The organism is Marinifilum sp. D714, assembly GCF_030851345.1.
In the GTDB taxonomy this organism is placed as follows: Bacteria; Bacteroidota; Bacteroidia; order Bacteroidales; family Marinifilaceae; genus Marinifilum.
Window position 1 is genome coordinate 64,338 of sequence record NZ_JALPNU010000004.1, and the last position, 26,450, is coordinate 90,787.

At 36.8% G+C, this 26,450-nt stretch carries 13 protein-coding genes; 9 read left to right on the plus strand and 4 right to left on the minus strand.

The window, feature by feature from the left end; genetic code table 11:
- Position 1: 1 nt before the first annotated feature.
- Positions 2–4,081 carry an ATP-binding protein gene (locus tag M0051_RS05545; protein WP_306740562.1) on the minus strand — a complete coding sequence of 1,360 codons (4,080 nt, stop codon included), beginning with the start codon at positions 4,079–4,081 and terminating at the stop codon, positions 2–4.
- Positions 4,082–4,789: 708 nt separating this feature from the next.
- On the opposite strand from M0051_RS05545, the gene M0051_RS05550 reads away from it, so the two are divergent.
- The 9 genes from M0051_RS05550 (at position 4,790) to galE (ending at position 21,961) form a co-directional block, all read left to right on the plus strand.
- Entirely contained in the window at positions 4,790–5,704 is a 915-nt protein-coding gene (locus M0051_RS05550; protein ID WP_306740563.1) for a discoidin domain-containing protein, read from the plus strand.
- A 78-nt stretch (positions 5,705–5,782) separates the two neighbouring features.
- Positions 5,783–8,779 (plus strand): SusC/RagA family TonB-linked outer membrane protein, encoded by a 2,997-nt coding sequence (locus M0051_RS05555; protein WP_306740564.1) that lies wholly within the window; start codon positions 5,783–5,785, stop codon positions 8,777–8,779.
- A gap of 34 nt (positions 8,780–8,813) precedes the next feature.
- The gene (locus M0051_RS05560) at positions 8,814–10,475 is read left to right on the plus strand and encodes a RagB/SusD family nutrient uptake outer membrane protein (RefSeq protein WP_306740565.1); all 1,662 of its coding nucleotides are present in this window, start codon (positions 8,814–8,816) and stop codon (positions 10,473–10,475) included.
- A 198-nt stretch (positions 10,476–10,673) separates the two neighbouring features.
- Complete coding sequence (locus tag M0051_RS05565; RefSeq protein ID WP_306740566.1) at positions 10,674–12,479, plus strand: DUF3472 domain-containing protein; 1,806 nt, start codon at positions 10,674–10,676, stop codon at positions 12,477–12,479.
- 200 nt (positions 12,480–12,679) lie between these two features.
- The gene (locus M0051_RS05570; RefSeq protein ID WP_306740567.1) at positions 12,680–14,239 is read left to right on the plus strand and encodes a discoidin domain-containing protein; all 1,560 of its coding nucleotides are present in this window, start codon (positions 12,680–12,682) and stop codon (positions 14,237–14,239) included.
- 532 nt (positions 14,240–14,771) lie between these two features.
- A complete protein-coding gene (locus M0051_RS05575; RefSeq protein WP_306740568.1) occupies positions 14,772–16,091 on the plus strand; it encodes a DUF3472 domain-containing protein in 1,320 nt (439 codons plus the stop codon).
- 121 nt (positions 16,092–16,212) lie between these two features.
- The gene (locus M0051_RS05580) at positions 16,213–17,697 is read left to right on the plus strand and encodes a Gfo/Idh/MocA family protein (RefSeq protein WP_306740569.1); all 1,485 of its coding nucleotides are present in this window, start codon (positions 16,213–16,215) and stop codon (positions 17,695–17,697) included.
- 15 nt (positions 17,698–17,712) lie between these two features.
- Positions 17,713–20,892 (plus strand): glycoside hydrolase family 2 TIM barrel-domain containing protein, encoded by a 3,180-nt coding sequence (locus M0051_RS05585; RefSeq protein WP_306740570.1) that lies wholly within the window; start codon positions 17,713–17,715, stop codon positions 20,890–20,892.
- 37 nt (positions 20,893–20,929) lie between these two features.
- Entirely contained in the window at positions 20,930–21,961 is a 1,032-nt protein-coding gene (galE, locus tag M0051_RS05590) for a UDP-glucose 4-epimerase GalE (protein WP_306740571.1), read from the plus strand.
- Between the two features lie 555 nt (positions 21,962–22,516).
- Here galE and M0051_RS05595 read toward each other — a convergent pair.
- The 3 genes from M0051_RS05595 to M0051_RS05605 all read right to left on the minus strand — a co-directional run bounded on the left by M0051_RS05595 (position 22,517) and on the right by M0051_RS05605 (position 26,436).
- Positions 22,517–23,926, minus strand: a complete 1,410-nt coding sequence (locus M0051_RS05595; RefSeq protein ID WP_306740572.1) for a M64 family metallopeptidase — start codon at positions 23,924–23,926, stop codon at positions 22,517–22,519.
- Between the two features lie 162 nt (positions 23,927–24,088).
- Positions 24,089–24,505, minus strand: coding sequence for a nuclear transport factor 2 family protein (locus M0051_RS05600; RefSeq protein WP_306740573.1), 417 nt, complete (start codon positions 24,503–24,505; stop codon positions 24,089–24,091).
- Between the two features lie 1,103 nt (positions 24,506–25,608).
- On the minus strand, positions 25,609–26,436 hold the full coding sequence (locus M0051_RS05605; protein WP_306740574.1) for a hypothetical protein: 828 nt from the start codon (positions 26,434–26,436) through the stop codon (positions 25,609–25,611).
- Between the last annotated feature and the right edge of the window lie 14 nt (positions 26,437–26,450).

Consider the following 26,450-nt stretch of genomic DNA (forward strand, 5'->3'; position numbering starts at 1 on the left):
GCTAATTTTCAATGATATTGTCAGTTGTTGAATTGTTTTGTTGCTTGTATTGTTTTGGAGTTACACCATACTCTTTTTTAAAGCACTTCGAAAAATATTTGGGATCGTTAAAGCCAATCTGAAATGCAATTTCGGAAATGGTGAAGTTGTGTTTTACAAGCAAAGGAATTGCCTTTTTTAAACGGAAAGTTCGCATGAAGTCAACCAAAGTTTTATCGGTAAGTGCTTGAAATTTTCTGTAGATATTTGAGTAACTCATGTTTAATGGTTCGGCCAAATCTTCAAGACGAAAATCAGGATTATCGAAATTTCGTTCCATTTCCATAATTACTGATTCAATAAACTTTTCATCTGGTGATTTAACTTCAATTTCTTTACTTTCAGTTAATATTTCTGCCCTGTATTGCTCAATTAATCTTTGTTGAGCTTCCAAAATGTTATTCACTTTAAGCAATAGCTCTTTAATATTAAAAGGCTTGTTAAGGTATTCTATTGCACCAAATTGTAATCCTTCCAATTTTGATGCGGTTGCATTTTTAGTTGTAAGCAAAATAATTGGAATATGTCTGGTACTTCTTTTTTCTTTTAAATGTTTGCAAAGTGTAACGCCATCCATAATTGGCATCATTACATCACTAAGGATAATATCAGGTATAAGAGAAGTTGCTTTATCCAATGCTTCCTGACCATTTTGGGCAGTAATTACATTATAATGAGGTTTAAAACTATCCTCCAAAAATAGTAGCATTTCAAAATTATCTTCAACAATTAACAAGTTTCTTTTATTTTCATCAATGGATGGTTCGACCTGTTCTTCTTTAGGTTTAGTAATACTTTTTGTCTCTTCAACTTTAGTTTGGACAATATCTTGAATGATGATTTCTTCCTTACTGAAATGTTCATTTCCCATGGGCAATGCAATGGTGAATATGGTTCCTTTGTGAATTTCAGATTCTACTTTTATTTCACCTTTGTGTAGTAGAATAAGCTCCTTGGTAAGTGCTAAACCAATGCCCGTTCCTCCTATGCTTTTGCCATCTTTCGATTGATAGAACAGATTAAAGATATTCTCCAAATCATGCTTTGGAATTCCAATTCCAGTATCAATAACTTTTATATAAACTTTGTTACTGTTGATTTCCTCTTTAATTTCAAGTGTGATTTTTCCATCGCGTGGTGTAAACTTAAAGGCATTGGCCAATAGGTTATAAATAATGTGCTCCAGTTTTTGATAATCGTACCAAAGCATGACTTTCTTCGATTTGCATTCCAGAATTAAATCAATGTGCTTAAAACGCGCCTGTTCCATAAAGGATAGAGCAACTTTATTTAAATGGTTTACTACATTGTTTTCACTAGCCCGAATTTTAAGTTTTCCCATTTCTTTGTTTCGAATGGTCATTAACTCCATGGCTATTCTCGAAAGGCGAGTTGCATTGTTTTTAATTACTTGTAAGCGTTGTGATAGCAGTAGATTTCCTTCCGCTCGTTCAATCATATTATCAATTGGAGACAGTATTAGTGTCAATGGGGTTTGAATTTCGTGCGACATTTTAGCGAAGAAATTCATTTTCATTGCATAAAGTTCTTTGTTCTTTTCATTCTGAAGCTCTTCTACCAATAGTTTTTGCTTTAGTTTTACCCACATAATGTAATACCTGATAATGAAAAAACTGATTACAAAAAGTAGGAGAAAATAAATGGTGTATGCCCACCATCTTTTCCAGAATGGAGGAAGAATTTCGATGTCAATTGATTTGGCAGAGATGTTCCAATCGTTAAGTTTTGTCCCAGCTTTTACTTCAAAAGTATAGTCCCCATAAGGAATATTTGTATAGGTGGCTACTCTGTTTTCCCTTGTTGTTATCCAATTGTCATTAAATCCCTTTAGGCGATAAGCATAAGTATAGTTTGGCCCCAGGTGATCATCAATTACCGAAAACTTGAACGAGAACGAAGTTTGTTTGTAATTGAGTTGTAATTTTTTGGTTTGCTCGATTCCATTAACAACTTGTTCCGGAATGATTTCTTCTGCATTTCTGTTTACAATCTCGAGATGATTGATGTATAGGTTTAAGTCTTTTTTCTGTGTCCGCATGTCGTTCGGATTGAAGTAATTGACTCCCTCAATTCCACCAAAGTAAATGATCCCTTTTGAATCTTTAAATGCACTTCCGGTAAGGAATTTGCCTTTAATAATGCCATTTTTCCATGTGTAAAAATATTCTTCACTCGATTGTAAATCAAGGTGTGAAATCCCATTGTTCTTTGAAAGCCAAATGTTATCCTTGTCGCTTGAAATAATTGCATCGCAACCATGTATTTGGTCAGAAGAAAAACCTGTAATAGCTACCACTTCTTTTTTGCGAATATCGAACGGTACCAATTTTGAGTAGCCGTTAATCAAGTACAAGAATCCAGATTGATTGGATACGCCATGCAGAACACTGCTTTCTGTTATATTGTTTGAGGGTGATAATTTGTAAGTGATGAATCTTGAGTTTTGTAGATTTGCGGACTCGTCCATTAAACAAATGCCGCCATTCAACATTCCAATCCAGAATTGTCCAATTTCATCTTCAATAAAGAATTCTGCAATACTTCCTTGTAAATCCTGATTGTTATACTGGAAATAAGCGATTTGTTGCTGTTTGTCATTAAAAACAAAGATTCCAATGTTACTCCCTATCCAAACCCTATCTTTTTTATCGATGTATATGGAGCGAACATCAGTTCCAACTTGTCCATATTGGTTAGCAGTTTTTATTCGGATAAATTTGTTGGTGTTTTTATTAAAAAAAGCTAAACCATTTAAATAGGTTCCTACCCATAAATTTCCATTCTTATCCTCAGCAATGGCTTGGATATAGTTTCCAGGAATTCCTTTGGAAGAACTCGTGTTTGCAATGTACTGGTGAGTAGCATCTCCATTGGCATCGATTCTGCTTAATCCTTCTCCATCAGTCCCCAACCATAAATTTCCATTTTTAGCTTTAAGTACCGACAAAATTCGGGTTGGCGATCCATCTATGCTACCGCAATGATAGCCAACGGTATTCGATTCATGAGCAATGATATTAATATTACCATAATTGGTAAACACCCAAATGTCTTTGTTATTGGTCTCACCAACTCCAATTACTGTTTTGCTTTGCAAAGAGAAAGGGTTGGTTTTTTGTTGCGTATAGCGTTTTACCTGTTTGGTTTTAGGATCAATTTTATAAAGTCCGCCACCATCGGTTCCCATCCAAATTAAACCATTGCTATCCTTAAAAACCCGAATAATCATATTGGAAGGAACAAAGTTAAGTTTTAAGTCCTTTTCTTTGTAGTCCTCATATTTATTGGTCTTTGTATCATAGTGAAATAAACCATGTAATTCCGTGCCAATCCATAGATTATTGTAGTTATCGGTACTTAGTACAATTGTGTTAAAGGGATTATTAAAAGGGCCTTTGATTTCTTGCAAATCTTTAGTTCTAATATTGCCTTTAAATATTCGTCCTTTATGTGTCCCAAACCAAATGGTATTTCTGTTATCCTGAGAAATGGACGTAATATTTTCGTTAGATTGAATATTGAATTTGATTATTTTTTTTGTTCTGGTTGATTGACCAATAACCATTCCATTGTTTGATCCCATCCAAATTATTGTATCGCTAATATTTGTTGATTCTAGCTGAAAATCTTCGTTAGGATTATTTATTACAGAGGTATACTCTTGAAATTTACCTGATGGCAATAATTTTGAGATATCGCCTTTGCGGGATATGGCCCAAATGGTTTGATTTTTTTGCTTTAATAATTTAAGTAGGGAACTTGAATGTGCCTTTTGACTAAATATTTTGGATTGAGGAATAAGTTTGAAATCATATCCATCATATTTTAAAAGACCATCATATGATTCGATAAAAAGATATCCTTTCGAATCTTCAACAACATTAATGGCATTGGTTTGTTGTCCATTGTACTTCGCTTCCAGATGAATAAAGTTGGCAGTCTCGTCGGCGAATGAAGCAATTGATGTTAAGAGCAACACCAATACTAAAATGCTAGAATTGTATTTATTGATTAGGCACATAGTCAATCTTTCTCGTTCTTCAGGAATCACCAAAAATACGTATCCAAATAAAGCCTGTCAAGCTATGTTGCACACTTTTTAACAGACTTTTTTAAAAGTATTACAAGGTACATTTAAAATGGAATTTATAATAGTGCAGTTGCTTAAATAATAAGTAAATGCTGAAAAAACACTCGTATTTGCTTAAAACGTCCACCAATCCATGATCAGGTGGAAATATTGATTTTTTGCTTCATGGTATACTAAGTCCTTAATCCTCCTACAACACCTTTTAAATGGGGTGTTTACATCGGTTTAAACAGCTTGGTATTTATAATGAAAAAAAATGCAAACGATGGATATTCTAAAATCTCCACCCAATCGCGGAATATTTACCCCATAAACAAACAAGCATTTTTCAAATTTGGATTGATTAATGTCTAAATCGTGATTGTTAGCTAAAGGCATCAGCCAAACGAAAAAACAATTAATAGCTGATCTAGGAGAAAAATGCTAATGAAAGACATGAAGAAAATGTGCAGAAAACTTAGTTGTGTATGACGAACTGCATAGGTTCTTGTTATTCAATTATTAGTTATTACAGTTACCGAATAATCAAGAAATATTAAGACTTGAATCTTTTAAGTATGTAAATGTTAATATTTAAATGTTACCATAGATATCAAATAGGGGAGAGTCATTTTAATAACCATAAAACCTAATTTTTTTATGAAAACAACAAAGAATGAAAGTAGTAATTATCGGAAATTTTTAAAAGTGAATCTTAATCGGATTTCATTTTTATTATTTATGATGGTTGCAATTTCTTTTACTGGCTGTGAGGATGATGAAACGGTAAGTTTACCTGAGACAAGCACAGGAGAAGTTACTGACATAACAGGAGAGGATGCTGTTGTGAGCGGAATTGTTACATCAAACGGAGGATCAAAAATTCTTGCTATGGGAATTTGTTGGGCTGCTGGAGATGCAGAGCCAACGATAGAAGATAATTTTACAGAAGCTGGTGAATTCACCCCAGATGGTATTTTAGAAACTGATTGGGATTATTCAGTTACTCTAGAGGGATTATCTATTAAAACGGCTTATAAAGCCAGAGCTTATGCATCGAATGCAGCAGGTACGGCTTATGGAGAAACTATTTCTTTTACTTCTAAAGCGGGAAAAATTTATCATACCCTAACAGCGGATATGATTGAAGTTTTTACACAATCTGCTTGGGAAGGACCTAAGGAAAATGTAGTTGATGGTGATCTGAATACATATTGGCATTCTGACTATGCAGAAGGTGCAGCTCCTCTGCCTCACTACATCGAAATTACATTTGCCGAAGCTAAAAATATCGGAGGATTTGAATTTGCAACAAGAGACCAGCACGCAAGAGGTAATAACCCGGCTCAATTCGATGTTCAAACAAGTTCGGATGGCACCACTTACACAACTATATGGACTTCGGATAGATTAGACAATGTTGCTCTAAACCCAGAGTGGAATAATGTTTCATTTGACAAGAATTACGCTTCTAAATATTTTAGAATTAGAATTATTGATACAAAAACACCTGGCTCTAGTTCTACATGTATGGCTGAGCTAAAAGTTTTTGAAAACGGGATGCTACCTTATTAATAGGAAGTTGATTTAAAACAAGTGAGAACAATAAGGATAATAGTTTAATTATCTAATAAAGATTTTAAGATAATAATTATGAAATATTTGCAACAAATCGATTTTTATCGAAATAATATAAAAAATAGAATAAGGAGCAATACTACGGGCATTCAAAAGACGATAGGCTTGTTTATTTTCATGCTGTTTTTCACAGCTATTGCTAGTGCTCAATCTTTGGAAGTAAGAGGAAAAGTATTAGATGCAGAGACTAAGGAATCGTTACCGGGAGTTAGTATCATTGTTAAGGGGACAACTCAAGGAGCTTCAACTAACCTTGATGGTGATTATACATTGGAAATAGAACAAGTTAATGCTGTTTTGGTTTTTTCATTTATTGGTTATGAGTCAGTAGAAGTGCCAGTTAATGGCAGGTCTACAATTAATGTTAATTTGAATACTTCAACAAGTGATTTGGATGAGGTGATAGTTGTGGCATACGGTACAACAAAAAAATCAAACTTAACAGGTTCAGCAGTAGCGCTGGATAGTGATGACCTAAAAGATGTTTTTGTGTCGGATGTAGCTTCTATGCTTCAAGGAAAAGTTGCTGGTGTATACTCATCTGCCGGAAGTGGACGACCTGGTGCTGGTACAGAGATTACAATACGTGGAAAAGGCTCTTTGTCAGGAACAACATCTCCTCTTTGGGTAGTTGATGGTGTTATCATGGGTAATTCTGATCCTGGATTTAGTCCTGCAGATATAGAAAGTATGACTGTGCTGAAAGATGCTTCAGCAACAGCCTTGTATGGATCTTTGGCTGCAAATGGAGTGATTTTATTGCAAACCAAGAGAGCGAAAAAAGGTGAGTCCAAGATAAATGTCAATGCCACTTATGGATTCACAACATTTAACACAGGGAATTTCTCCTTGATGAATTCTCAGGAATTATATGATTATCAAAAAACATGGAATCCTGATATAACTGAGGATGTATTAAATACTGATACTGACTGGATGAAAATAGGTACCCAAACAGGAAAAGCTCAAGAATATAATGTGAATTATTCTGGTGGAAATGAAAAAATGACTGCTTATTTATCTGGTACTTATTATAATGAGACAGGTGCTTTAAAAGGGTATGAATATGAACGTTATTCGGCTATTGCAAACCTTGACATTAATGCAACAGATCGCCTGAAGATAAAGCTAAATTTATCTGGTGATTATAGTACAACTGAAGATCAGCAGCATTCTACTTATGCAATGTTTACTTACATGCCATGGGATGAAGCTTACTTGCCTGATGGTACTGTTTTAGATCCAAGAGTGGATAGCGGAAAAGAATATCTAAGTGCAAATGATAAAGTTTGGTATGGTAGAGATGAAAATAACTACCTATATGATTTGCAATACAACTATGGTAATTCACGCAGCAACAATCTTCGTGCAAATATCGGCTTTGATTATAAAATTAATGACTGGTTGACTTTTTCTTCCATGAATAACATTGCTCTTAATAATGGTCACTATGAATCGTATACAGATCCTCGTTCTATAGGAGGACAGGCGGATAAAGGAACTTTATATGAGAGTTATAGTTTTAGCCGTACTCGTTTTACCAACCAAATGCTTCGTTTTAATAAGACTATTGGTCTGAATGTGCTGAATGCGTTTGTTGCTTGGGAATATTCGGATTATCATTCAGACAACGCCAACGCTAAAGGTAAGGGTATTGCTGCAGGTCTTACCGCACTTAATACTACAGCTGAAGCGGCTAGTGTAGGTGGAGCAAAATGGGAAAGTGCAAAACAGAGTATGCTTGTGAATTTACAATATGCCTATGATGATCGATACTTGGCTACCGCTTCATTTAGCAGACAAGGATCAAGTAGCTTCGGTCCTAACAAACAATATGGTAACTTCTGGTCAGCTAGTTTGGGTTGGAATGCACATAGCGAAGAATTCCTGAAAGGAGTAGAATGGTTAAACACATTAAAATGGTCTGCTAGTATGGGGCAGGTAGGTAATGCTCCAGGAGGATTTCAATATCTTGGGTACTACGCTTTTGTAGATCAGTATAATGGAAGTAGTGCTGCTACACCTTATCAAAAAGGGAATCCTGATATTAGTTGGGAAAAGGTAACCAGCTACAATACAGCGATTAATACAAGATTATTCGACCGTGTTAGCATCAACTTAGACCTGTACTATAAAAATAGTGACAACTTGTTAACTTATGTACCACTTCCTGCTTTAACTGGATATAATGGCCTATGGATGAATGTTGGACGCGTTACCAATAAAGGATATGAGCTAACAATTTCACCTGAAATTATTAAAACTTCCAGATTTAAGTGGGATATGACCTTGAATCTTGCCTACAATAAAAATAGGGTTGAGGAAATATACGAAGATAAAGCTTATACACGTGGTAATACCAGAATCGAAAAAGGTCATGATATGGATGCGCAATATCAACGTATATGGTACGGAGCAAATCCAGCTAACGGTGAACCACTTTGGGAAAAAGTTACGGAAAATGAAGATGGTACCAAAACAGTTAGTTTAACTTCTGATTATGCTGAAGCAACCTTGCAATTTACCGGTACCAAAGGTACTCCAACTTATACTGGAGGTATCCTTAATAAATTTACTTTCGATGATTTCACTTTATCGGCAAATATTAGTTTTGTTGAGGATATTTACAAATACAATAGTAATAGAGAATTGTTTGACAGTGATGGCTCTTATGCCTCTTTTAATAGTATGAATATGCATGATGGTTGGAATCGTTGGGAAAAGCCAGGAGATGTTGCGACTCATCCAAAATCATTTAATGGTGGGGTTAATGCCAATAAAAATTCATCACGCTATTTAGAAGATGCTAGTTATATCCGTTTACGTAATGTAACCTTGGCATATAACCTTCCTGAAAGTGTATTAAACCTGCTTAAGATTTCTAATGCTTCAGTTTACGTAAGTGGTGATAACTTGATTACACTAACAAACTGGTCAGGTATGGATCCAGAGACAGGTGCATTATATCCTCTATCCAAGAAAATTATGGCAGGCGTAAAAATAAATTTTTAATAAGTAATGATTATTAATGTTTAAAAAGATAAAAATGAAAAATATATATTCTTTTATTGCGATTCTATTAGCGCTTTCTATAAGCTCTTGTGATATCGAAAGAGAACCATTTCAGGACTTGTCAGATGATAAAGTATTTGCGGACGAATTAGGTATCGAAGCGGCAGCTTTAGGTACTTACGCACTATTGAAAAAGAATGAATTTATGCGTCCTTACCATTTTCATGGCGAATTTGGAGGTGACAATGTTGCATTAAGTGGTTCTACTACCGATCCATTATTTTACATGTACAATTACCAGCACACGCCAACCAATGGACATCTGAATAGTTTGTGGTCTGGTTGCTATAAAGGGATTGTAAATGCGAATAAAGTAATCGATAAAGCAGAAACAGGTACGCCTCGTTTGAATCACGTTATTGGTGAAATGCATTATTTACGTGCTTTCTTTTATTTTAATTTAGTAAATATCTGGGGCCGACCTTATACTCAAGACCCAACGTCAAATCTAGGGGTTCCAATTATTTTAGATGCTGAACCTGACGCAGATAATTTGCCTCCTCGCGCAACAGTTAAGGAGGTTTACGATCAGATTTTGGCTGATTTGTTAAAAGCAGCCGAACTGATGAGTGAATTTAAGAGAATTGATGCAGAATATAATATTTATGCATCAGAGCAAGCTGCCAATGCTTTATTGTCTAGAGTATATTTATATATGGAAGATAATGTAAAAGCAGAAGAATATGCAACTAAAGTAATTGATTCAAAGAATTTTTCATTGTTAACTGGCTCAGATTATGAAACTTTCCCAACTATGGTACCAGAAAAGAATTCTGAGATTATATTTGCGTGTAGAGCATTAAAAGATGAAGATGATTATGGCTGGTATGCTTTTGGTGGTATGTATGCTACAATTGATGGTGTAGGCTGGGGTGAAATGTATGCTTCAGAGTCATATAGAGATTTACTTGATCAAAATCCTTCAGATAGAAGACATAAATTCATTGACCCTCAATATGAAGATGGTGACGAGTATGAGATTACTTACTCTTACGATAAAGCATCACCGGTTGGTTCTAAAATGTTTCAAATGTATGCTGTTACAAATAATGGTGGCACTTGGGAATATGATTACAATGGAACAAAGACTGTTTCAAGTGAAATAGTAAATGGGAACACGAAATATTTCATTACAGAAGGTGAGAATATCAGTGGAAAAACTTATGTGAGGTTAACTAAGAAAATGCCTGTAAGACAAGGGTATCCTAAATATTTTGTAATAAAATGTTCAAACCAAGAAGGTCAACCACAATTGTTCTCGCCAGTTATTTCACGTTTGGCAGAGATGTATTTGAATCGTGCTGAAGCACGTGCTAAAACTGGAAACACATCGGGTGCGTTAGAAGATATTAATGTTATCAGAGATCGTGCAAATATTGATACCTACGATGCAGTTCCTGCTGGTAAAACTTTGTTGGAAATTGTGCTTGACGAACGTCGATTGGAACTTGCTTATGAAGCTCATCGTCGTTATGATATTTTCAGAAATGGTTTAACATTAGATCGCAGGTACCCAGGAACACATGATAGAGGAGCAAATCCTTTACTAACAGTTCCTGCAACAAGCCCTCGTGTAGTTGATTTTATTCCGGAAGCTCAGATTTTGGCACAGCCAAATTTGGTGCAAAATCCTTAATCCAGTGGAATAGTAAGAATGTGGTTCCCCCTCCCCCGATCTCTGGGGGGGAACTATATTTGTTTACCTGGTAAACTCCTTTTGATACCTCGGGGCTTGCCCTGAGGTATTTTTTTAGGTTTTGAACTTATTAGTTATTAGAAAACCTGACAAAAACTAAGCAAAATAACAATCAGTTGTTAATTAAATTTTTTCGTCATGAAAATTACCAAATTAGGCATATTAACACTTCTATCTGCTTCGTTATTCTTCTGTTCTTGCAGTAAGGAAGAAACTCTACTCGAAGAAGAAAGTGTAAAAAAAGATAAACCCGTAATTTACGATTTGTCAATCTCAGTTCCATGTGAAGGAAATAGTTGGGTTGTTACGAATCCTGCAGCTACCGGGAATACGATTGTATCAGGAGGTATAAAAAACTGGACGAATTCAAGTGATAAAATTCGCACCTATTTTTATGCTAAAACTACTGGAACGATCCAAGTGGGGATTCGTGCCAATTTTGGCGTAGCCAGCACGCTAAAAATATCGCTTGGAGAGGAAACGCAAGAGATTACTTTTGATAAGGGAAATACCTTTAAAGACTATAATATAGGCACCTTTACAATTAATCAAACCGGGTATCAATTTATTGAATTGGAAGGTGTGAGCAATGGTGGAAGTTCATTTGGGGATATCTCTGATATCTTATTAGGGGATTCGTCTTGGAAGTCTAATATAAGTTATGTGGATTCGGAATGGTTTTATTGGGGAAGAAGAGGACCTTCTGTTCACTTAAACTATGAAGAGCCAGCAAATAAAAACATTACATGGTTCTACAATGAGTTGACCGTACCTGTAGGAAAAGATCCAATCGGTTCATATTTTATGGCCAATGGTTTTTCATCCGGTTATTTTGGTATGCAAGTCAATTCAGAAACCGAAAGACGTATCTTATTTTCTGTTTGGAGTGCATACGATACACAAGATCCAAATCAGATTCCTGCAGAGTATACCGTTGAACCTCTTGGCTATGGAACAGGCGTAACCGTAGGAGAGTTTGGTGGAGAAGGCTCGGGAGCACAGAGTTATTTGGTTTATGATTGGAAACCTGGAACAACCTATAAGTTTTTATTAAAAGGTGAATCCAATGCTACCAATTCGATTGATTATACAGCTTATTTCTTTGCGCCTGAAATTGGCGACTGGAAACTGATTGCCAGTTTTAGAAGACCTTTCCCTACTGGCCAACATCTTACAAGATTGCATTCGTTTTTAGAGAATTTCAATACCACAATGGGGGATGAGACCCGTCAAGTGGATTATACCAACCAATGGGTGTATGATACACAAGGGAACTGGAGCGAAATGACTAATGCTACATTTACAACTGATAATACAGGAAGTCAAGGGGTAAGATTAGATTATGATGGAGGAAAAGAAGGTGATCATTTTTATTTAAGAAATTGTGGCTTTTTCAGTGATAATGAAACACCCAATACCTCTTTTTCGAGAACAGCTAATGGAACAGCACCTGCTATAGATTTTTCTAAATTAGAAATTCCTGCCATTAAAACCCAAACAATACTGGATAGAGCGGGGTGGTCGGTTATAGATTATAGTACTCAGGAAGACCAAGGAGGAGAAGGAGAAACAGGCCGGGCTGCAGATGTTCTTGATGGAGATGTGGACACTTACTGGCATTCTTGTTGGTCAGGAGGTTGTTCTGCGACAGCTCCGCATCAAATTACTGTTGATATGGGACAATCTAATACTGTAAATGGTTTTAGTTTCACTCAAAGGCAAAGTCTTTCCAGAACAGTTCAGGATTTGGAAATTCAAATTAGTGATGACAATACTAACTGGGAGAGCCTGGGCGATTTTGTTCTGCAAAAGAATACCAGTCAGCAACTCATAGAACTTAGCACAGAAAAATCCTTTCGATATTTTAAGTTTATAGCTAAAGCTTCACATGATGGTTCCAATAATGCTGCTATGGCAGAAATTGGAACTTATATCATAGAGTAAGGGTAAAGTTACATTCTTTAGATACTGTATAGAATTAGAAAAAATCAATGGATTACAAGGGATACTTAAGACATGTAGTCTAGGACTAGCCGATTTGTTTTTAAACAAGTTTAAATGGATGAATCTTTTTTACAGAGATACTTGTGGAGTCTATTGTTGGTTTTTTTATAAAGCTTAATTACAGTGTAATAAACAATAAAATGAAGACATTATATCTATTAATAACGGTTTGTTGTGTTTTTTTTATGCTTTCTCTTGTGGGAGGATGTTCAAAAGAAAAAGCTCAGGAAATTGAAGAATTATCTCCCGAAGAGGTAACCTATAATTACAGCTCTACAGCGAAATACAACCTGAACGTTGTGTATTTTCTTCCTACCGATGTAAAAGAAAGAAAAGATTCTCATCGACGACTGAGTGAAATTCTATTACACGGTCAAGCGTTCTACAGAAAGTATATGAAAGAATACGGTTTTGGTGATAAGACATTTAATATGTTGGTTGATCAGGAAAAGGAGCGTGTAAAAGTTATTTATATACAAGGCCAATACCCAACTGCAAACTATCCTTACGAGGGTGGAGGAGCAAAAGTAATTGAAGAGATTGATGAATATTTTGAGGCCAATCCAGACGAAAAAAGTAGTGATCATACGCTCATACTTACTCCTGTTGAGGATCATGACAATCCAGATGTTCCTTTTTATGGTTGGGGGCGTTACTGCTTTGCCTTAGATTATACAGAGATGGATGTCCAGTTTTTTGGTGAGGATAGTAAAAGAGGAAATGATGCTACCAAGTATATTGGAGGTTTATTGCATGAGCTTGGGCATGGCCTTAATCTTCCTCATAACAAAGAGAAGGTATCAGAGGCTAGTCATAGCTCGAAGGGAACTTCTTTAATGGGTTCGGGGAACTATACTTACGGAAAAACGCCCACATTTTTAACTGAAGCTAGTTGTGCTATTCTTAATAATTGTCAAGTTGTTAGTGATTTTGAGAATTCATTTTATACTTCTGCAACTCTTACTATTGGCAGCATTTTAGCATCTTATGAAGATGGTAAGCTCAAATTATCCGGAACTTTTAATACGGATAAAGATGTTAATTACGTTGGTTTTTATTGTGATCCTGCGACTGATAATGCCGATTATGATGCAGTTAGTTGGGCTTCACCAGTAGGTAAAGATAATTCTTTTGAGGTGAGTATGCCTATAAGTGAATTCCACCAAAAGGGGAATACACCATATGTATTACGATTATTATTTAATCATGTTAATGGTGAGATATCTAAGTTTTCCTATTCGTTCACTTTTAAAAATGATGAGCCAATTATAGAGTTTGGTGATAAAGTAAATTTAGACCGAACTAATTGGAAAGTTATTGATTTTAGTTCTGAGGAAAATAAAGAATTAGCGAGTTATGTTTTGGATGGTGATGCAAAAACATTTTGGCACTCTAGATGGTCGCAGAATGCAACATCTTATCCACATTACCTGACTATCGATATGGGTGATATTCAAAACGTATCCGGTTTCTCATTTTTACAGAGGGATGGCATGCGAAAGGTGAAGGACATTGAAATATTAGTAAGTAGTGATAATATCCAGTGGGAAAGTATGGGTAATTTTCAGTTGAAGGAAATCAATACTATTCATCATATCAACCTCAGTAATGAAGCTGAATTCCGTTATTTTAAGATTATCATGAACTCGGCTTTCGATGGTCAGCAATTTGCAGCATTGGCTGAGATTATGTGTTTTTGATAATAATGTTGTAAGTGTTTAGTTGTTACAAAAAGCTTACTGTATTTAATAAAACAACTAACGATAAGACCCTTTGTAAAAGAGATATTAATACGATTATTAGCAATTTGAGAAAAAATCTACCTCTTAGCGTAATATGTCTACTTTCTAGATAGAGATATTTATCATTTTTGTTCTATAGAATTAGAAGAAGAGTTTGGAGAAGTATAAGAATTTCATTTTGAAAGTACATTTTATGAGGGAGTTATTCTTAGCCAATAATCGTTATTAAATATTTTATTGAAATAGTTATAGTTAGTGATTAGTAGAAGTAGGAGGCGGCAGTTTTGAAATTATTGAACAGTCATTTACATACATTTGGTAGAAACGGGTCTTCAGATCCAAGCCGTCTCCTCTTGCTAAAATCCTTTAACAAAATGCCTTGAGTTTGGGAAATACCATAGGTAATAAATTCAAGCAAAGGCAATGTGCTTTGTGTCCCTCATTATTAGGGGAATGAGTAATGAGGACACAAAGTTTAAACAAAAACAAGATGTTGAAACAATTTTTAAATCTACTGATTTTGGGAAGCTGCATTGTGGCTTCTATTAGCGCATGCGGTAAAAGTAGCCAAGAAAAAAATAAAAAGACTCCGGTTAACTATACCGTTAGTGTGCCGATTGCCGGAAACTCATGGGTGATTAATCACACGAACCTGAATAGTCAAATGATTACAGAGAATGGTGTGAGTAACTGGAACAACAAAAAATCAGTAATAAGAACTTGGTTTTGGGTAGAGCATGCAGGGGAAATACAGTTAGGAGTTAGAGCAAAAAATACAAGTGGTGAATCAAAAGTTATGTTTTCATTCAATAATGAGAATAAAGAAATCAAACTTTCGAATTCAAGCTTTTCAAAATTAGCTATTGGCAGCTTTACTGTAGCAAAATCGGGTTATTATTATGTAGATGTAAAAGGAGTTGAAAAATCGGGAACCACCTTTGGTACTTTTACTGATATTTTAATTGGGGGAGAAGTTACCTCAAAGCCAGTGATTTGTGTAAAGGATGATTTTTATTGGGGAAGAAGAGGACCTTCAGTTCATCTAGCCTATAAGGTTCCTGAAAATGTAGAAAATGTTGAATGGTTTTACAATGAACTTACTGTACCTAAAGGTCAGGACGTAGTTGGTTCTTATTTTATGGCCAATGGTTTTGGTGAAGGTTATTTTGGCATCCAGGTAAATTCGGAAACAGAAAGAAGAATTCTATTTTCAGTTTGGAGTCCTTATCAAACTGATGACCCAAACAGTATTCCTGAAGAATACAAGATTAAATTATTGAAGAAAGGAGAGGGCGTAACTACTGGTAAATTTGGTAATGAAGGATCAGGTGGACAGAGTTACAAAGTATACAATTGGAAAGCGGATAATACTTACAAGTTCTTATTGAAAGGGGTTCCTGCTGATAATAATTGTACCGACTATACAGCATGGTTTTATGCTCCTGAAAAAGGAGAATGGGAATTGATTGCAAGTTTTAGAAGACCTAAAACAAGCACTTACTTGAAGAGGCCTCACTCATTTTTAGAGAATTTCATAACAGAAATGGGACCTATCGGCAGAAAAGCTTATTACAACAATCAATGGGTAGTGGATACAAATGGTGTATGGCATGAATTAAACGAGGCTAAGTTTACTGCAGATGCTACTGCCAGAAAAGATGCTAGAAGAGACTATGCAGGTGGAGAAGAAAATGGGAAATTCTATTTAAGAAACTGTGGCTTTTTTAGTGATAGAGTAGCATTTGATACAGATTTTATAAGAAAGAAAACACAAACACAACCATATATTGATTTCACCAAATTACCTTAATTAAAAGGAGAGGTTTATTTTCTCCTTTTAACTATGGTTTTATTAATCAAAATGTAAATAAAAAGATTAAATTTAGTCAGCAAAACTAAATTGATAAACAGACTATTAAAACATTAGATAAATGGCAACAAACAGAAGATCATTTTTAAGTAACCTGGCCTTAGGGGCTGGAGTAATTGCAGCTGCACCTTTAGCATCGTGTGCAGGAATCAAAGAGGAAAGCAACTTACCTCATATAAAGGAATTAACGGGAAAACTACCAAAAATGAGTTTTAACATGTGTGGTTATGCTGCACCTAAACTTGAAACGGTAAGAGTAGGATTTGTTGGAATTGGAGATAGAGGTTCGGGAGCTGTGAAGCGCATGACATATATCGAAGGTGTTGAAGTTACCGCGGTTTGTGACACTCGTCAAGCAGCTGTTGATGGAGCACAAAAAATACTTTCTGATGCAGGTTTACCAAAAGCCAAAGAGTACGTGAATGGAGATTTAGGCTTTAAAGAGCTTTGTGAGAGCGGTGATGTGGATTTGGTATACATTGCAACTCCTTGGGAATGGCACGTACCTGTTGCGATTGCTGCAATGGAAGGTGATAAGCATGCTGCTGTTGAAGTTTCTACAGCCAAAACTTTAGATGAGTGTTGGCAAATGGTTGAAACCTCAGAACGCACACGCAAGCACTGTGTAATTTTGGAAAACTGTTGTTATGATTTCTTCGAAATGTTGACCATCAGCATGGCGCAACAAGGAGCATTTGGTGATTTGATTCACGGTGAAGGTGCTTACATTCATGACTTGGACTACTGGCATTTTAACAAGCCAAAAGACGCACAAATGACCGACGGGGCTTACACCAAAATGTGGCGTTTACATGAAAATAAGCGCAAAGCAAATGTTTACCCAACTCACGGTTTAGGACCAATTTGTCAGGCAATGGACATCAACCGTGGTGATAAGATGGATTATCTTACAGCGATGATGTCGGATGATTTCACTTTGAAACACAGAATTAAAGAAATGGCTCAGGAAGATCCATTCTTCGAGCAATTTGTAGGCTGGGATATGCGTGGTAATATGGACATGCAAATGATTCGTACCAACAAAGGAAGAACCATCATGATTCAGCACGATATCAGCTCTCCACGTCCTTATTCAAGAATTCACATGTTGAGTGGAACCAAATGTTTCGCACAAAAATGGCCAAAACAGCACATCGCATTTGGACACAATGTTATCGACGATGCGCAGTTTAAAGAGTTGGAAGAGAAATATACTCCTGAAATTATTCGCCGAGTAGGTGAAATGGCCAAGCAAGTTGGTGGTCACGGAGGAATGGACTTTGTAATGGATTGGAGATTGATCGATTGTTTACGTAACGGATTGCCAGTAGATATGGATGTGTACGATGCTGCAGCATGGAGTTGTATCACACCATTAAGTGAGTGGTCTATTGCAAACAAATCTCGTCCAATCGATATTCCTGATTTCACCCGTGGAGCATGGAAAACAAATAAACCAATTGATTTGAGCATGGAAGGAGCAGGTAGCACAAGTGTTCGTAATCTGAAAAAAGCAGATTCAAAAGGTCAGTTGAATGTTCATTAATTAGAAAAGAAGAAGATGCGTAGAAAAACATTTTTGGGTTTATTTCTGTTGGTAATATCAACCTTAATTATACAAGCTCAAGAAAGACAGAATATTTGGAATGATTTGGAAAACCCAAAAATGTTTGATCAAAATAAGGAGGCAGCACATGCCTCCTTTATTCCGTTTAAGGGAATTGATGCTGCGCTAACTAAGAAAAAGCAGCAATCGGTATATTACAAAAGCTTGAATGGAGTTTGGAAGTTCAACTGGGTTAGAAAACCAGCAGATCGACCAGCAAATTTTTATCAAATTGCATATGATGATTCAAAATGGAAGGATATCAATGTTCCTTCGAACTGGGAGCTGGAAGGCTATGATTACCCGATCTATGTGAATCATCAATACGAATTCGCCGATTACAAAGCTCCTGTTTCGGACGAATTGGAATTTACAGAAAAGATCTATCCCAAACACCCTGGAAAAGTTCCTCATGACTACAACCCGGTTGGATCTTATCGCAGATCATTTACCCTACCTGATAACTGGGATGGAAGGCAAATCTTTATACAATTTGGAGCGGTAAAATCGGCCATGTACCTATGGGTAAATGGCAAGAAAGTAGGCTATTCGCAGGGCAGTAAAACGCCTGCTGAATGGGATATTACAAAATATTTGAAGAAAGGTGAAAACGTTCTGGCAGTGGAAGTATATCGCTGGTCGAATGGTTCTTACCTGGAGTGCCAGGATTTTTGGAGAATAAGTGGGATAGAGAGAGAGGTTTTCCTGTATTCAACTCCAAAAGTTCGCATTCGTGATTTCTTTGCCAAGGCAGATTTAGATTCCCAATATCAGAATGGATTATTCACTTTAGATGTGGATTTACAAAACCATAAGCATCAATTAAAATCAGGGAATTATTCGGTAGAGTACAGGCTGTTAGATGCAAACAAGAAATTAATTGTGAATGAATCGCAAGTAGCAAAGATTCATAAGAAGAAAGATTTAAAGCTGAGCTTTGCTGCAGAGGTTCAGAACCCGAAGAAATGGACTGCAGAAACACCTAATTTGTACACCTTGTTAATCCTCCTGAAGGATAAAAAGAATAATATCGATGAGGTACTAACTTGCAAAGTAGGTTTCAGAAAAGTAGAAATCAAAGATGCAGTATTCTATATCAACGGAAAGCCTATTTTAATAAAAGGAGTCAACCGCCACGAACACGATCAGTACCATGGACATGTGGTAAGTGAAGAAAACATGATAAAAGAAATTGCTTTGATGAAGCAATTCAACATCAATGCGGTTCGCACCAGTCATTATCCTTGCCATGAGCGTTTTTATGAGCTGTGCGATGAGTATGGATTGTACATTACCAATGAAGCCAATATCGAATCGCATGGAATGTACTACGGAAAGCATTCTTTGGCTAAAAATCCGGAATGGAAAGAGGCTCATCTCGATCGAAATATTCGAATGGTTGAACGAGATAAGAATCATCCATCGGTAATTGTTTGGTCGATGGCCAACGAGGCAGGAGATGGTGAGAACTTTACCGCCGTTTACAAGTGGATAAAAGATCGTGATCCTTCCCGACCAATTCATTACGAACGTGCAATTATGGGAGAGAATACCGATTTGTATTGTCCGCAATATCCAGGAGTAAAGCATTTGAATTCGTATGCTTCGAAAAAGCAAAGCAAGCCAATGATTATAAGCGAATATTCGCATGCCATGGGCAATAGTAATGGCAATTTGGTTGACTTGTGGGAAGTAATTTACGATGAGAAAAACATACAGTTGCAAGGTGGATACATTTGGGATTGGATTGATCAGGCCTTGGTAAAAACTGATGAGAGTGGGAAAGAGTTTTGGGCATATGGTGGCGATTATGGTCTAAAAACATTGCCATCGGATGACAATTTTGTGGTGAATGGAATCATTTCTGCGGACTATACACCACATCCAGCCATGTGGGAGGTGAAATATGCCTATCAGAATGTGAGATTTTATGCTGAAGATCTTGAAAAAGGCATTTTTAGAATCAAGAACTTCCACGACTTTATAGATTTAAAAGATTATCAAATTCAATGGAAGATCTCAGCCAATGGTAAAGATGTAAAATCAGGCCAACTGGATAATTTTAACCTGACTGCACAAGAAAGTGAATTGATTCATATTCCGATTGGAGATATCGAAATGGAAGCTGGTTGTGAATACTTTATTGATTTCTCAGTTGTACTGAAGAAAGATCAGCCTTTTCGCCCTAAAGGATTTGAAGTGGCACACGATCAGTTTCAATTGCCTTTGCTTAAAGAAAAGGAAATCGTAAAAACAGAACATGCTGACTTAGACGTGGTAGATCAATCGGAAAGTATTCGAGTGATAGGAGAAAACTTTGAAATCACCTTTAACAAGCAAACAGGGATTCTTTCTTCATATGAAATGGGAGGAATGGAACTGTTACAAAAAGGATTTACCATCAATTTTTGGAGAGCTCCCAATGACAATGACAAGGGAAGCAACATGATCAAGCGATTGGGCATTTGGAGAGAAGTCACCAATTCCATCGAATTATCGAGTATTGAAAGTGTAAAGCAGGATGCTAAGGTTTTGGTAAAAGCAACTTACCTGCACCCTAAAATTGATTCGGAGCAGGTTGTGGAATATGCAATTGATAACGGAGGAGAGATTCAAATTACCACAAATATCAAGCTAGGAAAAGAGGATTTGCCTGATATGCCTCGATTTGGTATGCGTATGGAATTGCCGGTAAACTTTGACAACCTGTCTTATTTTGGACGTGGTCCGCATGAGAATTATGTAGATAGAAACCGAAGCGCCTTTGTAGGTTTGTACAAGGGAAAAGTAGCCGACCAGTATTTCAATTATGTACGCCCTCAGGAGAATGGTTACAAAACGGATGTTCGCTGGTTCGAACTGAGGAATCAAAATGGGGCGGGGATCAGAATCACTTCCAAGGGTAAATTGGGATTTTCTGCTCATCACAACCCGTTGGAAGACTTCGATCAGATTACTCATGAGGATTTTAGGCATACCAATGATATTGTGAAGAAAGATGGTGTTTTCATTAATCTGGATTTAAAAATGATGGGAGTAGCAGGAGATAATTCGTGGGGAGCGACACCTTATGACAAATATTCTGTTCCAGTTAAAGATTATATGTTTAGTTTTGTACTTAAGCCTGTCTTTTAAAGTAGACAGTGATGCAAGCAATAAATCAAAAAAACAAATGAATAAAAAAGTATTGGTAACCGGAGGAACTGGTTTTATTGGTTCTCACACGGTAGTAGAATTACAGAGCAATGGATTTGATGTGGTAATTGTTGATAACCTTTCAAATTCGAAAGTGGAAGTTCTGGATCAGATTGAGAAGATAACAGGAACGAAACCAGAATTTGAGTGTTTCGACTTAACGGATAAACAAAAGACGAAAGCTTTCTTTGAAAAGCATACAAATCTTGAGGCCATTATTCACTTTGCTGCATCAAAAGCAGTGGGCGAGTCGGTTGAAAAACCATTGATGTATTACCACAACAACCTAAACTCTTTAATGAACCTGATGGAATGCATGCAGGAGTTTGAGGTGAAGAACCTGGTTTTCTCATCATCGTGTACTGTGTACGGGCAACCAGATCAATTGCCAGTTACGGAGCAAACTCCACGTAAGGAAGCTGAATCGCCATACGGAAATACCAAAAGCATTTGTGAAGACATCATCCGTGATGTGTGCAAGGCAAATCCAAGTTTGAAAGGAATTGCTTTGAGATATTTTAACCCAATTGGAGCGCACGAAAGTGCCTTAATTGGTGAGTTGCCATTGGGTGTTCCAAACAACCTAATCCCTTTCCTTACACAAACTGTTGCTGGGATTCGCAAGGAATTAAGTGTATTTGGTGATGATTACAACACCCCTGATGGATCAGCCATTCGCGATTACATTCACGTGGTTGACTTGGCAAAAGCACATGTGGTTGCCATTGCACGTTTGTTGAATGATCAGAACAAAACCAATTGCGAATTCTTTAATGTGGGAACAGGAAACGGTGTTTCAGTATTGGAGATTATCAACTCGTTCGAGAGATCGACAGGAGAGAAGGTGCCACACAGAATTACCGACAGACGCGAAGGCGATATCGAGCAGATTTATGCAGACACCACTTTTGCAAACGAAGAACTAAAGTGGAAGGCAGAAAGTACATTGGATGAAACCTTGCTTTCAGCATGGAAATGGCAGGAGAATCTAAAGACAATGGAGTTTTAACTACCATATGATACTATAGAAAATAAAGGGCTGTAAGTTGAAATACTTACGGTCCTTTTATTTTTTAGCGCAAGCTATCTTTCTACTTTTATCTCTTAGGGTGATATAGCAAAAAGTATAAATCGTAGATCCAAGACATTGCCTTGGATTTACCATTACATATATATTTACTGCATCCTACCCCCTAAATCCCCTAAAGGGGACTTTGGGGAGCTACCATATTATTTACCTAAATCTATCTTCTCCTTGACAACTTTTCAAACAAATACGGTAAACTTATTCAAGAAGAAAGAGCCTGAAGGGCTCAAATATTAATAGCCCGGGGCAACGCCCCGGGTTTGAAGGGCCATGTAAATCGTCGCAACTGCTATCTTACTTTAGAGTGAGTTGTTTATTTGCGACGGAATATGCAATCTTTTATTTCTTGCCTCATCCTATCCTTCTCCTTGAGGAGAAGGATAGGATGAGGTGGTCGATAATAAATAGAAAAACGACTGCAAGCATAAAACTTACAGCCGTTTTTAATTCAATTGCCAGTGGCAAAAAGCCAATAGCCTATTTCGTAGTCTGATCAATAATCAATTTAATCGCTCTCTGGCAAGCCGGACAGAATTGATTGTGACGGGTAAACATGATACAGTTGGCCGCAGAACGATACAAACCTTTCGATTTGTACTGAGCACCTTCAAAAGCACCAACTTTGCCACTGTGTTCCATATTCGATAGCAGTTCTGTATCCCACGCGCGCTTCTTGATGAAGAAGTCTTCCATTACCTTTTCTTCTACCTTGGCCTTGCGCATTTCAACACGCTTTTTTTGAACTTCGATACTGTGCTTGTCGTATTTTTCCTTTTCCCAAGGCGTAGGAATAGGTGTGCCTGGCGTTACAATATCTTTCCATTTGATGGTTTCAGGATCGGCATTGGCAGTAACGTTTAGCTCCCAAGGCTCCAGGTGTTCCGCATCCATTTCGTAAGCCGTTGCCGATGTGTAATACTCATCCGCCAAATCGGCAAAGTGATGACCAAATTCGTGAACAAACAGATACTCCTGGAAAGCATTATCAACCGCAGCAGTAATGTACAGATTGTAGATACCGCCACCACCATAAATCGAATCGTTCATAAGAATTGCTGTAAACTCGTAAGGAACAGCCGCCGAAGCATCTCTAATGGTTTTGTTGTCGTAACCCAAAGCGTAGCGTTCCGAATTGAAAGCACCGTAGGTAACCGATAGAGCCGAACGAGTATGAATGTCCTGATGAGGGTGGTTTACACCAGAATCAGGAGAAGGAGTTTCTACCGCTCTAATCGAGAATTTATTTTTGTACTTGGCAAAAGGCTCAGTGCTTAAAAGAACCTCGGCAAAGCGTTCTGCATCTTTCTTGAACTTCGGCATGTCTTTCTTTGCATATCCTTCGCCCAAAACCACAATATCCACTTGATTTTCAGGATTTCCATTTACCACGATATCGTGAGTGGTGTAATGATTTTTCACCTCGCCACGGAACGATCGATGATGCTCAGGATTTACCATATAGGTCCAAACCAAATCGAAACCATTCTTGATATTTCTTTTCAGGATCGTCAATTCAACCTCTTGCTTAGGCCAGGGAAAACGTACCGATTCATGGAATGATCCCCATTCCTTTTCAGCCTCAGGAGTAGTTTCCCACTCGCCGTAAATGCTTGAGAAACCTCTTGAGTATAGCAATTTGCCAGTTTTAGGATCTTTAATCTCGAAGAAGTACTTGCCCAGGTTCAGTTCATCCAGCAAGGCAGTTTTACTTCCGGCCCACTCGCCATCGTTCACCATTTGGTCGAAAGCAAAGTGTTCTTCGTTGGCATTACCAATATGATTGTAATCCAAACGCATGGTAGCGTTCGTAAAGTACTCAGCATATTGTGCTTGTGCTGCAAAGGTGATGCTCACCAATAGCAAAGCAAATGCAGTAAGTTTTTTCATGATATCGTGATTTATTAGTGTTTTTATTCATGCACAAGATAAAGAATATCGCTGATAGGAAAGATGTTGAATGTCATGAATGGGAAAAATCTGTTACTTGCCAAGCATCTTTGCGATGCTAAGCAAGTTTAAGCTGTTGAGACTCTAAAAAAACACCTATGCTCAATCCCAGCCAAGCTGTTGCAGACTGATATAATCATTCCAAATCTTGGTCATGTGTTTTATCTTATCTTTTTCGAATTCCATGTGATAAACATAGTCAGCAGCAACCTTTTTTCCTGTTGGAGGAAAAGGTCCTCCCGGTCCGGTTTGTGTGCCATGAAATACAGCAAAGGCTGCCACGGAATTGGTGCTTTCGTCTGCAGCAAAGAATTTTAACTCGTAACGACCATCGGGGATGGGGGTGAAAAGATCTTTCATCCATTCGCAATAGGCTTCAAGACTTTTAATTTCGGCCAACGCTGCCGTTTGAGAAGAAAAAGTGGCTGTTGGATGACAGAACTCGCTGCACTTTTCCCAGCCTTTACCTGTTTCGCAAGCTTCAAAAAAATGCTTGGCGTAATTGATATTTGTACTCATATGCTACCTCCTATTTTGATTACGGATTCATCCGTACAGTTGATTATTGCAAAGAGAATAGATCATCCACAGTATAACAGTGCATCATCTTAATTGGCAAGATCGATTGTGCAATCCAATTGCCAATATAAATTTTGGGGTAGCAAATAATTTGGGGGCTAAGCTCGAATTGTTTTTCCTTTTGTCTTCATGTGAGCAAACTAAAGCTCAATTTACTGCAATTTATTTACTTGGGAAAAGAAAATTGAATACAGGCCAATATAAATTGCCTTTGAAATGGGATTCGCTTGGCAGTTTGTGTCTTGAGAACAAAGGCATTTATGGTAAGCCTTGGAAAGGCGCAAGCATAAGAGTAGGGCAACGCCCTACTTTTCAAATAAAATAATGAATAGCCCTGAAGGGGCGTAAGCTCACGCCCCTTCAGGGCTTTGGGGTTTTACACAATTGTGGTCAAAGGGCTTTGCCCTTTGCTGATGCTATAAGACTTTCAGTCTTGATTTAAAGTATTCTACTATTTATAGGTGAAATAGTATTTTGTTTTAGAGCATTATGAAGGGATTGATTTCATTGAATTCATTTCATGCTGCAGTTTATGCTGAGAGAACAAAGGTATTTACAGCAAGCCTTGAAAAGGCGCAAGCACTAGAGTAGGGCAACGCCCTACTTTCTAAATATATTAATGAATAGCCCTGAAGGGGCGTAAGCTCACGCCCCTTCAGGGCTTGGGGTTTTACACAATTGTGGTCAAAGGGCTTTGCCCTTTGCTGATGCTATAAGACTTTCAGTCTTGATTTAATGAAATATAACTGTTGCTGTAGGGTTGTTATTCTACTATTTATAAATGAAATAGCATTTCGTTGTAAAGCCACACGAAGGGATTGATTTTATCGAACTTCATTTCATGCTGCAGTTTATGCTGAGGGAACAAAGTTATTTACATGAAGCCTTGAAAAGGCGCAAGCAATAGAGTAGGGCAACGCCCTACTTTATGAATAAATTAATGAATAGCCCTGAAGGGGCGTGAGCTTACGCCCCTTCAGGGCTTTGGGGTTTTATACAATTGTGGTCAAAGGGCTTTGCCCTTTGCTGATGCTATAAGACTTTCAGTCTTGATTAATGAAATTTAACTGCTGTTGTTGAGTTATTATTTTTGATGACTTATATAGATACTCCCTGGTAATATTTTGAAAAGTTTTATTTTCAGTTTCAACTGTTATATACTGTTCGCTTGCAGTATTATAGAATTTAGAAATAATCCTTGAATTTATCATGTGTGATAATGTCCCTGGATTTGATTCTTTGATTAACTCAGGAAGCAAATCTATAAAAGGTTTATTATCTTTATCATTCAGAAGTAAATCCATAGCTATGTCTTCATTATCAATATATTCTATATTTCTTCTTAAATGAGCCAGAATAACTTCATGTCTGTTAGAATATTTAAGAATTTCTTTTTGTAATTTTATTGCAGGAGTAATAATGTTCGATTCACTGGTCCAAAATAACATTTTATTTAACTTTTCATTTGTTTTACAATAGGCCTTATTGATGCGATTGATTGCTTTATTTATATCATTAATGTTATGAACTCGTGAAAAAGTATGAGTGCCTAGAGTTCCATGTAGCCAATTTCCATACGAATCTATAAAGTCAAGGATTGCTTCTCTTTCTTTGTTGTCATTTCCAATGTTTTTATTAGATATTCTTTGTAATTCAGAATTTAATGCAACAATCTTTTCTTCAAGTTTCTTTGTATATTCTATTAATTCTTTACCTACAGATAACTTTGCGTGTTCTTCAATATTTTTAATGAGGAACTTCCAAAGAATAAAGGTGCCTATTATCAATAAGAGGACTAATATTACTCCTATTATCCCAAAAGTTTTATAGATACCTTCTAATTTTTCAATAATGTCATTTAAATCTTTCATCTCTATAAAATATT